Here is a 10,629-nt window from a genome sequence, read left to right as displayed (position 1 = left end):
CGAGCGATCCAATCAATAACGAGACGGTGCTAACTTCCTGACAAACCAGAGGTTTTTAACCTCATTCACCGCTGGTAACGCTTGGCGTCCCCGGCAGCGGATGCGTACTTTACGGATTCGAAGCCGGATTGGCAAGAGCTAATGTGAAAAAGTTTTCAAAAAGTTTAGCGCTTGGGTTTGGCTTTGCGCATGACGGCCAAGATAGGGCCTGAACATACATAAGCTGCAAACAGCAGCAACAGCATGACCGACGGCTCGACGGAGATCATCACAAAGCCCAGCACGACGGCCAACAGCACTACGAAAGGTACCGGCTTTTTGAAATCAAGGTCCTTGAAGCTGTAGTAGCGGATGTTACTCACCATCAAAATACCGGCCGCACCGACGACGACGAGCATCAACAGCTTGAAGCCAAATGCATCGGCATCAAAACTATGGAACGTCCATACGCTGGCAGCAACCAGCGCCGCTGCAGAAGGGCTAGGCAAACCGATAAACCATTTTTTATCGACGCTACCAATTTGCACGTTGAAGCGTGCCAAGCGCAGCGCAGCACAGGCAACGTAAAGGAACGCTACCACCCAGCCTGTTTTGCCAATATCTTGGAGAATCCAGGTAAAGGCGACCAATGCCGGTGCCATCCCGAACGAGATCATATCGGCAAGACTGTCGTACTCAGCGCCGAACTCGCTTTGGGTGTTGGTCATGCGCGCCACACGGCCATCCAGACCATCCAGCACCATAGCAATGAAAATGGCCACGGCCGCCGAGGTGAACTCACCGTTGATACCGGCGACGACGGCAAAAAAACCGGAGAAAAGCGCGGAGGTCGTGAACAGATTGGGCAGTAGATAGATCCCTTTACGACGAATCTTCTTACCGTCTTCGACGGCCTCTTCCACGACCTCGGTTTCCCGCAGGAACGCCGCGGCGAGATCTTCATTACCGACGGTATCGTCCTTTGTCGTTGCGGATTGTGGGGAGTCACCGCTGGCCGACGTCTCGGAAGGCTGCGTGTTGCCGTGCTCTTGATCGCGAGCATCCTGGGTCATAAGTGTCATCCATTTAAAGTGAAGTCACACGAAAAGTGATCTCTTTCCATTCTACACGGTGACGCCCAGGCGACCAGCCAATTGCCATAGACAACGAAAAACGCCCCGAAGCAGCGCGTCGGGGCGTGGGTAACTCGATGCGTCGATTAATTTTTGGACTTGTCGACCAGTTGGTTGGCAGCAATCCACGGCATCATACCGCGCAGCTTGGCACCTACCTGCTCGATTTCGTGTTCCGCGTTCAGGCGACGGCGTGCCGTCATGGACGGGTAGTTGGTGTTACCTTCCTGAATGAACATCTTGGCGTATTCACCGGTCTGGATACGCTTCAGTGCGTTACGCATCGCCGCACGAGACTGGTCGTTGATCACTTCAGGCCCCGTTACGTACTCGCCATACTCTGCGTTGTTAGAGATGGAGTAGTTCATGTTGGCAATGCCGCCTTCGTACATCAGATCGACGATCAGCTTGAGCTCGTGCAGACACTCGAAGTAAGCCATTTCCGGGGCGTAACCGGCTTCCGTCAGCGTTTCGAAGCCCGCTTTTACCAGCTCGACGGCGCCGCCACACAGGACCGCTTGCTCGCCGAACAGATCGGTTTCGGTTTCGTCTTTGAAGGTGGTTTCGATAATACCGCTGCGGCCACCGCCAACACCGGCTGCGTAGGAGAGCGCCAGCTCTTTCGCACTGCCAGACGCATCTTGGTGAATCGCGATCAGGTCCGGAATACCGCCGCCTTTGACGAATTCGGAACGAACGGTGTGGCCCGGCGCTTTCGGCGCGATCATGATCACGTCGAGATCTTTACGCGGCTCGATCTGGTTGTAGTGAATGTTGAAGCCGTGGGCGAACGCCAGCGTCGCGCCCTCTTTCAGGTTCGGCTCGACTTCCTGCTCGTAGATGGCTTTTTGGTTTTCGTCCGGCGCCAGGATCATGACCACGTCAGCGGTCTTGCACGCTTCCGGCACGCTCGCCACTTTCAAGCCAGCCGCTTCTGCTTTCGCTGCAGAAGAGGAGCCTTTGCGCAGGGCAACGGTCACGTCGACGCCCGACTCTTTCAGGTTGTTAGCGTGTGCATGGCCCTGCGAGCCGTAACCAACGATGGTGACTTTCTTAGCCTGAATAAGGGACAGGTCGCAATCTTTATCGTAATAAACGTGCATGGCGAAACTCCAGAAGTCGATGAAACCAAAACTTTTTTTGCGTATAGGTCAGCGTTGATGGCCACCCGTGCCGTCTTTTGCAGCACTAGGATTCGGCGTTGGGGTCACTCTACGACAGCGCACCCATTGCGTAAAACGCTATGTTTGCAACATACTATTTCATATTATGAAATCACGCTTAGGAAGTCGGCCTTTATGGATTTTCGTCTACTCAAACACGTCGTCACCCTGGCCGATACGCTGCACTTTGGCCGCGCCAGCGAGCTTTGTCATATCAGCCCATCGACGCTGAGCCGCTCTATTCAACAGGTAGAGAGCGAGCTAGGCACGCGCCTGTTTGAACGGGACAACCGCCACGTGACGCTCACCCCTCAAGGCATCACGTTCCAACGCTATGCCAAAGAGACCTTGGAGCAGTGGGAAACTCAAAAACGCACCTTGGCCGCCACCACGGCGCAGCTCAGCGGCGAAATCAGCATTTACTGCTCCGTCACGGCGAGCTACAGCTTTCTGTATGAATTGCTCAGCGATGTACGTACTCGTCACCCTGGCATCGAGCTCAAGCTGCATACTGGCGATCCTGCCGATGCGATGTCGCGGGTGCTGGAAGGTGCTGATGACATGGCCATCACGCCGCGGCCGCGTATCCCACCTAGCGCGCTGGCCTTCAAGTCGCTAACCCGCTCGCCACTGCTGTTCATTGCACCGACCGAACCGCATGCGTGGCTACCGCAGCAGCCGGAAAGCTCCACCGCCGAGCAGTGGCAGCACGTGCCGATGATTTTGTCGGAAGCGGGTCTTTCCAGGGAGTATGCCAATACGTGGTTTAAAGCCATGGGCATTGCACCGCGTATTTATGCCCAGGTCGCTGGGCATGAAGCCATTGTGAGCATGGTGGGGCTTGGGTTTGGCGTGGGCGTGGTTCCCAAGATCGTGCTGGACAATAGCCCGCTGGCAGAGCGCGTGCAGATACTCAACGTCAAGCCTGAGCTACCCCACTACGACGTTGGCCTCTGCGTGCTGAACCGACGGCTCAAAAACCCGATGATCGACGCGTTTTGGGCGGCAGTGACTCCGCGTTGATGTGCTGACCATCCATGACGAGGCACGCACAAAAAAACCGCCCAGCAAGGGGCGGTTTTTCGTCGATACCTTCCAGCGACTCGGCGCAGGCTACAGCGACAGCACCTTATCACCACGGGCAATACCGGACACCCCGGTACGCGCCACTTCCAGAATACCTACTGGCGCCATGGCCTGTAAGAAGGCATCTAGCTTTGAAGCGTCGCCGGTAATCTGCACGGTGTAGAGGCTGGGCGTCACGTCGACGATCTGCGCGCGGAAGATATCTACCGTGCGCTTTACTTCGTCGCGAGCAGCGCCAAGCGCTTTCACCTTCACCAGCATCAATTCACGCTCGATGTGGTTACCTTCAGTGAGATCCACCAGCTTGACCACATCGATCAGCTTGTTGAGGTGCTTGGTAATCTGTTCAATCACTCGGTCGTCGCCCACCGTAGTGACCGTTAAGCGGGACAGCGACGGATCTTCCGTCGGTGCCACGTTCAGCGTTTCGATGTTGAAGTTACGCTGGGAGAAGAGCCCGACCACACGTGACAGCGCACCCGGTTCGTTTTCCATCAGAATCGAGATGATATGACGCATCAGGTACGCTCCGTTTTAGACAGCAGCATGTCACGCATAGCACCCAGCGGTACCTGCATCGGATAGACGTGTTCATGGGGGTCGACCTTCACGTCCAGGAAGACCAACTCATGCTTGTTGGCAAACGCACGCTCCAGCGCCGGTTCCAACTCGTCTAGCGTCGTCACGGTGATCGCGGTGAACCCGTACGCTTCGATCAGCATATGGAAGTCGGGCAGCGACTCCATATAGGAGTGCGCATGGCGAGATTTGTAGTTCAAATCCTGCCACTGGCGCACCATGCCGAGCGATGCGTTGTTCAGGTTGACGATCTTGACGCCCACGCCGTACTGCTTACAGGTGGAGAGTTCTTGCATCATCATCTGGAAGCTGCCTTCACCGGTGACGCAGACCACATCGTCGTCCGGGAAGTTTTGCTTGATGCCCATGGCAGCAGGGAAGCCAAAGCCCATGGTGCCTAGCCCGCCTGACGTGATCAGACGATTCGGCTTGTCGAACTTGTAGTACTGCGCCGCAAACATCTGGTGCTGCCCCACGTCCGTGGTGACGTACGCTTCGCCACGGGTCACTCGGCACAGCGCTTCGATGACTTCTTGCGGTTTCAGCACTTCGCCGGGCTTGGAAGGCTCGTAGAGCTTTCCTTCACGCTCGGCGCGCCAGCCGTCGATCTTCTGCCACCACTCGGTCAGCGCGTCGGGGTGCGCGATGGCGTTCCCCTGCACCAGGCTAATCATCTCGTTGATGACGCTGGCGGCTGGCCCTACGATCGGCACATCAGCACGTACGGTCTTGGATACCGAGCTTGGGTCGACATCGACATGAATGATTTTCGCTGTTGGGCAGAACTTCGACGTGTTATTGGTCACTCGGTCGTCGAAGCGCGCGCCAATGGCAATGATCAAGTCAGCATGGTGCATGGCCATGTTGGATTCATACGAGCCGTGCATGCCCAGCCACCCCAGACACTGGCGGTCGCTTTGTGGGTACGCACCAATGCCCATCAGCGTAGTGGTAATCGGGAAACCAAGCTGCTTCACCAAATCGGTCAAGCCTTCGCTTGCTTTGCCGGTCACCACGCCACCGCCGGTATAGAACACTGGGCGCTTGGCCTTCAACATCATTTCGACGGCTTTTTTGATCTGCCCGGTATGGCCACGGGTTACCGGATTGTACGAGCGCAGTTTGACCTTTTTCGGGTACACGTACTCATAGCGCTCGGTGGGGGCCGTCATGTCCTTAGGAATATCCACCACCACCGGGCCAGGACGACCGGTCGATGCCAGATAGAAGGCTTTTTTCAATACTTCAGGAATCTCGGACGGGTGACGAATCGAGAAGCTGTGCTTCACGATAGGACGCGTCACGCCGACGATATCGGTTTCCTGGAAGGCGTCGTCACCAATCAAGTGGCTCATGACCTGGCCGCATAGCACGACCATGGGAATGGAGTCCATGTAGGCGGTCGCAATACCGGTCACCGCGTTGGTAGCGCCGGGGCCAGAGGTCACCAGCACCACGCCGGGCTTGCCGGAAGCACGGGCATAGCCGTCGGCAGCGTGGGTGGCTGCCTGTTCGTGCCGCACGAGGATGTGCTTCACTTTGTCTTGGCGGAACAGCGCGTCGTAAATATGCAGCGCCGCACCACCGGGATAACCATAAATGTATTCGACGCCCTCATCTTGCAAGAAGCGGGCGATCATGTCTGCGCCGGAAAGCAGTTCCACTGTGTTTCTCCCCTGGAGGTCTCGAGTGCGATCCGCAGGACATCCTGCGGGGTCGAGTGCGGCGGTATGCCGCTGCCGGCCCATGCCGGCACCTGATGCCAAACCCTGGCAATATGGCCCGGTTAGGGCCTGCACTCTCATCGGGAACGCTCATCTATGTCGACCATAAAGAGCGTCTCCCTTACACGGCGGTTTACCGTGTCGGGGCGTTGGCCAGGTCAGGCGGTTAGCCCAAGCCCGGAAGTCCTTCGGCGGGTAGAGGCGTGAGCCTACCCTTCGCGCGGGGATGAGGGGTTGCCCGTTGGTTCCGCGCCCGCAAATCAGGAACCCACAAGATTCCATTAGCACCCTTAGCCTGTCAACCTCCGATCCAGCCAAACGCAACAAAGGTCGCAGTCAGCACAAAAAAATGCCCCGACAGCGGCGCTGACGGGGCATTTGCCCTATATCATTGCGCAATCCCCGCACGGTATTGCGCCAAGTCCGGCTCTACGAGACGGCATGATTAGTGAAACACCAGCTTACCCTCTTCCGCGCTGATGTGAATGGTCGTACCGGGAAGGTACTTACCTGCCAGCAGATTCTGCGCCAGCGGGTTTTCGACGCGGCTTTGGATAGCGCGCTTGAGCGGCCGTGCCCCAAAGACCGGATCGAAGCCCACCACCGCGAGCTGCGCCATGGCATCGTCGCTCAACTCCAGGCGCAGATCGTGTTCCGCAAGCCGTGCCTTCAAGCGCTCCAACTGAATGCCAGCAATGGCCTGAATCTGCTCTTGGCCGAGGGCGTGGAACACGACCACTTCATCGATCCGGTTGATCAACTCAGGGCGGAAGTGGTTACCCACAACCTCCATCACCGCGTTTTTCATCAGCTCGTAGTCGTTATCATCCCCGCCCATGCGTTGAATGATGTCTGAGCCCATGTTGGAGGTCATCACAATCACGGTGTTACGGAAGTCGACGGTACGACCCTGACCATCGGTTAAGCGGCCATCTTCCAGCACTTGCAGCAGAATGTTGAACACATCCGGGTGCGCTTTTTCCACCTCATCCAGCAGCAGCACCGAGTAGGGCTTGCGGCGCACGGCTTCGGTCAAGTAGCCACCTTCTTCGTAACCGACATAGCCGGGAGGTGCGCCAATCAAGCGGGCCACGGAGTGCTTCTCCATAAACTCCGACATATCAATGCGTACCATGGCCTCTTCCGTATCGAACAGGAAATTGGCCAGCGACTTACACAGCTCGGTTTTCCCCACCCCGGTCGGGCCGAGGAATAGGAACGAACCGTTGGGACGGTTGGGGTCGGCAAGGCCCGCCCGAGAGCGGCGCACCGCGTTGGCGACGGCCTCGACCGCCTCGTTTTGACCAATGACGCGCTCGTGCAGGGCGTCTTCCATGCGCAGCAGCTTGTCCCGCTCGCCTTCCAGCATTTTAGAGACAGGAATGCCTGTCCAGCGAGAAACCACTTCCGCAATCTCTTCTTCCGTGACGTTGGAGCGCAGCAGCTGATGGCTGGCGGTGTCTGCTTCACCTTCGCCCGCTTCGCTGATCTTCTTCTCCAGCGCGGGAATTTTGCCGTACTGGATTTCCGACATACGACCTAAATCGCCCTGGCGGCGCGCTTGCTCAAGGTCGATACGCGCTTGCTCAAGCTCCGCCTTAAACTGAGCCGCACCTTGGATACTGGCCTTTTCCGCCTTCCAAATCTCATCCAAATCAGCGTATTCACGCTCCAGCTCATGAATCTGCTGATTGAGTGCTTCTAAGCGTTTCTTGGTGGCTTCGTCGGTCTCTTTCTTAAGCGCTTCACGCTCCATTTTGAGCTGAATGAGGCGACGGTCGAGACGATCCATCTCTTCAGGCTTGGAGTCCAGCTCCATGCGAATCCGCGAGGCGGCTTCATCGATCAGATCGATGGCTTTGTCCGGCAGCTGACGGTCGGTGATATAGCGCGTAGAGAGCTTGGCGGCAGCAATGATCGCCGAGTCGGTAATATCGACGCCGTGATGCACCTCGTAGCGCTCTTTCAGGCCGCGCAGAATGGCGATGGTATCGGCCTCGGTAGGCTCGTCCACCAGCACTTTCTGGAAACGGCGCTCTAACGCGGCGTCTTTTTCGATGTACTTGCGGTACTCATCCAGCGTGGTGGCACCTACGCAGTGCAGCTCGCCTCGCGCCAGCGCCGGTTTGAGCATATTGCCCGCATCCATCGCGCCTTCGGCTTTCCCAGCCCCCACCATGGTATGCAGCTCGTCAATGAACAGAATCACTCGCCCCTCTTCTTGGGAGAGCTCTTTCAGTACCGCTTTCAGGCGCTCCTCAAACTCACCGCGAAACTTAGCCCCGGCGAGCAGCGCGCCCATATCCAATGAGAGCACACGCTTCTCTTTCAGACCTTCGGGCACCTCGCCATTGACGATACGCTGAGCCAAGCCTTCGACAATGGCGGTCTTACCCACGCCGGGCTCGCCAATCAGTACCGGGTTATTTTTGGTGCGACGCTGTAGCACTTGGATCGTGCGGCGAATTTCGTCGTCGCGGCCAATCACTGGGTCGAGCTTGCCGTCCAGCGCGCGCTGAGTCAGGTCCAGCGTGTACTTATTGAGCGCTTCACGCTGCTCTTCCGCATTGGGGTCGTCGACCTTGGCACCGCCGCGCAGGCTGTCAATGGACGCCTCTAGGTCTTTACGGCTTAATCCCGCCTCTTTCATCAGTTTGGTGATGGCGCTGTTCATTTCCAATGCGGCCAGCAGCACGAGTTCTGAAGCGATGAATTGATCGCCGCGCTTCTGGGCTTCACGGTCGGTGAGATTGATCAGCTTGACGAAATCACGAGAGGGCTGAACGTCGCCATCGAACTGGCCGACTTTGGGCAAATCGTCCATTTGACGCTGCAAACCGTCGCGCAGGCGTGAACTGCTGCCGTCGGCTTTCTCGATCAGCGCTTTGATGCCGGTTTCTTTGGTATCGATCAGTGCCAGCAGCAGGTGCGCGGGATCGAGCTGGTTATGGCCTTGGCCCACGGCGAGAGACTGCGCCTCGGCAATGGCGGCCTGTAATTTGGCAGTGAATTTATCGAATCGCATGACGTGCCTCCTGGGGAGTGCCGTGCGTTTGGACCCACGGCGTTTCCCAATAACCTGTCGTTGAACGTGCTAAAGACGATTAGCTTGACAAGTTAAATGGCGTCATATCCACGCATTTCAAGTGGCGATTAGTTGATCCAGATCACGCTTGCCATGCGGCCGGTATTGCCGTTATCACGGCGATAGGAGTAGAAGCGCGACTCGCAGGCGGTGCAGAAGTGCCCGCCGCTAATATGATGAATGCCCAAAGCTTCCAGGCGAAAGCGCGCGAGCCGATACAAATCGGCCATATAGTGCCCAAGCCGGTACGGGCTGTGGTCGAACGCGTCGGCCGTATCTGGGTGTATTGCGACGAAAGCGCCGTACACTTCTGGCCCTACCTCGAACTGGGCATTGGAGATCGCAGGGCCTAACCACACCAGAACATCGTCGGGATCGCAGTTCATGGCAGCTACCGTGGCTTCCAGCACGCCGCCTGCCAGTCCTCGCCAGCCCGCGTGGGCCACCGCTACCTGCGTTCCTTGGCGATTACAAAACAGCACTGGTAAACAGTCGGCGGTGAGCACGACACAAGCGTACTCGCGGCTGTTGGCAAGCGCAGCATCGGCGTCGGGTGCATCGCTTTGGTACTCCTGCTGCACCCGCGCGCCGTGGGTTTGGTTAAGCCACAGCAGCGGGCGGTCATCGCCAATCTCTTTTTGAAGCAATCGTCGACACAGCGCCACATGGTCGGCGTTATCGCCCACGTGAGCGGCCGGATTGAAGGCCGCGAAATCATTCTGGCTCGGCCCCGTTTCACGCGTGGTCACAAAGGCCCGCACGTTGGCGGGCGCGGGCCAGTCCGGTAGCAGTAGCGTCGGGCGCAGGTCTATGGCATCGCTCATCGCATGGTCTCGCTATCTTCGCGCAGGTAGTCCAACAACATTAGTAGATCATCGGGCAGGTCGGCTTGAAAAGTGAGGGTTTCGCCACTGACGGGGTGTACGAAGCTCAACTTGCGAGCATGCAGCGCTTGGCGAGGAAACTCGCGCAAAATCTCTTTCAACGGCCCGGCTGCCCCCGGCGGAAGCTTGGCACGGCCACTGTAGAGCGGGTCGCCAATCAGCGGATAGCGGGCATGGGCCATGTGCACACGGATTTGGTGGGTACGGCCGGTTTCTAGCTGGCAGCGCACGTGGGTGTGGGCACGAAAGCGCTCGACCACGCGGTAATGCGTCACGGCTGGCTTGCCGGAAGCCGTCACTGCCTGACGCTTGCGGTCTTTCGGGTGCCTGCCAATCGGCGCATCGATGGTGCTCCCCGCCACGGGCTTACCGATCACGATGGCGTCGTACTGACGCGACACGGTACGCGCCTGAAGCTGCTCCACCAGCACGGTTTGGGCGGGCAAGGTTTTGGCGACCATCATCAGGCCAGTGGTGTCTTTATCCAGGCGGTGGACGATGCCCGCACGGGGCACTTCCGCCAGTGTGGGGTGATGATGCAGTAGCGCATTGAGCAAAGTGCCATCCGGGTTGCCCGCCGCCGGATGCACGACCATGCCCGCTGCCTTGTTGATGACGATGACGTCATCGTCTTCGTAGACGATGTCCAGCGCAATGTCCTGGGGCTCGAAACGCGTGTCCTCTTCGATGGTCGCGTTGAGCGTCAGCACTTCATGGCCGTGCAGTTTGGCTTTCGGCTTGACCTTGGCACCATCGACGGTGAGCTCACCGGCGTTGATCCACGCTTTCAAACGCTCGCGGGAGTAATCACTGAACAACTCCGCTGCCGCTTGGTCCAAACGTGCGCCAGCTAACGTGGCGGGCACCCGCTGCGTGGCTTCAACAATACGAGACATGAATAACCTCTCTAAGACGCTAACCGCCCAAACAAACCACCCAAGATGTACAACTTGCCGTTGCGACGTGTCGCTAAGCCTGCGTTTTGCGTCTAGGTGT

General features: G+C 57.8%; 8 protein-coding genes. 1 reads left to right on the top strand and 7 read right to left on the bottom strand.

The window, feature by feature from the left end:
* Nucleotides 1-164: 164 nt before the first annotated feature.
* On the bottom strand, nucleotides 165-1,052 hold the full coding sequence (gene pssA / locus NH398_RS16540) for a CDP-diacylglycerol--serine O-phosphatidyltransferase (protein ID WP_253019305.1): 888 nt from the start codon (nucleotides 1,050-1,052) through the stop codon (nucleotides 165-167).
* Nucleotides 1,053-1,198: 146 nt separating this feature from the next.
* Nucleotides 1,199-2,215 (bottom strand): ketol-acid reductoisomerase, encoded by a 1,017-nt coding sequence (ilvC, locus tag NH398_RS16535; RefSeq protein ID WP_044630358.1) that lies wholly within the window; start codon nucleotides 2,213-2,215, stop codon nucleotides 1,199-1,201.
* 195 nt (nucleotides 2,216-2,410) lie between these two features.
* Here ilvC and ilvY point away from each other — a divergent pair, with 195 nt between their 5' ends.
* Nucleotides 2,411-3,298, top strand: a complete 888-nt coding sequence (gene ilvY, locus NH398_RS16530; protein WP_253019304.1) for an HTH-type transcriptional activator IlvY — start codon at nucleotides 2,411-2,413, stop codon at nucleotides 3,296-3,298.
* Between the two features lie 90 nt (nucleotides 3,299-3,388).
* On the opposite strand, the gene ilvN is transcribed toward ilvY, so the two are convergent.
* The 5 genes from ilvN to rluD all read right to left on the bottom strand — a co-directional run bounded on the left by ilvN (nucleotide 3,389) and on the right by rluD (nucleotide 10,529).
* Nucleotides 3,389-3,880 (bottom strand): acetolactate synthase small subunit, encoded by a 492-nt coding sequence (ilvN, locus tag NH398_RS16525; protein WP_030074339.1) that lies wholly within the window; start codon nucleotides 3,878-3,880, stop codon nucleotides 3,389-3,391.
* On the bottom strand, nucleotides 3,880-5,604 hold the full coding sequence (locus NH398_RS16520; RefSeq protein ID WP_159343235.1) for an acetolactate synthase 3 large subunit: 1,725 nt from the start codon (nucleotides 5,602-5,604) through the stop codon (nucleotides 3,880-3,882). Before NH398_RS16520 ends, ilvN begins: the two co-directional genes overlap by 1 nt.
* Before the next feature lie 505 nt (nucleotides 5,605-6,109).
* Nucleotides 6,110-8,689 (bottom strand): ATP-dependent chaperone ClpB, encoded by a 2,580-nt coding sequence (gene clpB, locus NH398_RS16515; RefSeq protein ID WP_253019303.1) that lies wholly within the window; start codon nucleotides 8,687-8,689, stop codon nucleotides 6,110-6,112.
* A gap of 128 nt (nucleotides 8,690-8,817) precedes the next feature.
* Nucleotides 8,818-9,573, bottom strand: a complete 756-nt coding sequence (gene pgeF / locus NH398_RS16510; protein ID WP_253019302.1) for a peptidoglycan editing factor PgeF — start codon at nucleotides 9,571-9,573, stop codon at nucleotides 8,818-8,820.
* The gene (gene rluD / locus NH398_RS16505; RefSeq protein ID WP_159343238.1) at nucleotides 9,570-10,529 is read right to left on the bottom strand and encodes a 23S rRNA pseudouridine(1911/1915/1917) synthase RluD; all 960 of its coding nucleotides are present in this window, start codon (nucleotides 10,527-10,529) and stop codon (nucleotides 9,570-9,572) included. Before rluD ends, pgeF begins: the two co-directional genes overlap by 4 nt.
* Nucleotides 10,530-10,629: the final 100 nt, after the last annotated feature.

Origin of the sequence: Halomonas sp. CnH100-B (assembly GCF_024124605.1) — a bacterium.
GTDB lineage: Bacteria > Pseudomonadota > Gammaproteobacteria > Pseudomonadales > Halomonadaceae > Vreelandella.
Note: the sequence above shows the minus strand (reverse complement) of the source record. Positions and strands in the feature narration are given on the sequence as shown.

Coding starts and splice junctions, on each gene's coding strand:
- pssA (WP_253019305.1), bottom strand. CDS start 1,052: ATGACCCAGGATGCTCGCGATCAAGAGCACGGCAACACGCAGCCTTCC.
- ilvC (WP_044630358.1), bottom strand. CDS start 2,215: ATGCACGTTTATTACGATAAAGATTGCGACCTGTCCCTTATTCAGGCT.
- ilvY (WP_253019304.1), top strand. CDS start 2,411: ATGGATTTTCGTCTACTCAAACACGTCGTCACCCTGGCCGATACGCTG.
- ilvN (WP_030074339.1), bottom strand. CDS start 3,880: ATGCGTCATATCATCTCGATTCTGATGGAAAACGAACCGGGTGCGCTG.
- clpB (WP_253019303.1), bottom strand. CDS start 8,689: ATGCGATTCGATAAATTCACTGCCAAATTACAGGCCGCCATTGCCGAG.
- pgeF (WP_253019302.1), bottom strand. CDS start 9,573: ATGAGCGATGCCATAGACCTGCGCCCGACGCTACTGCTACCGGACTGG.
- rluD (WP_159343238.1), bottom strand. CDS start 10,529: ATGTCTCGTATTGTTGAAGCCACGCAGCGGGTGCCCGCCACGTTAGCT.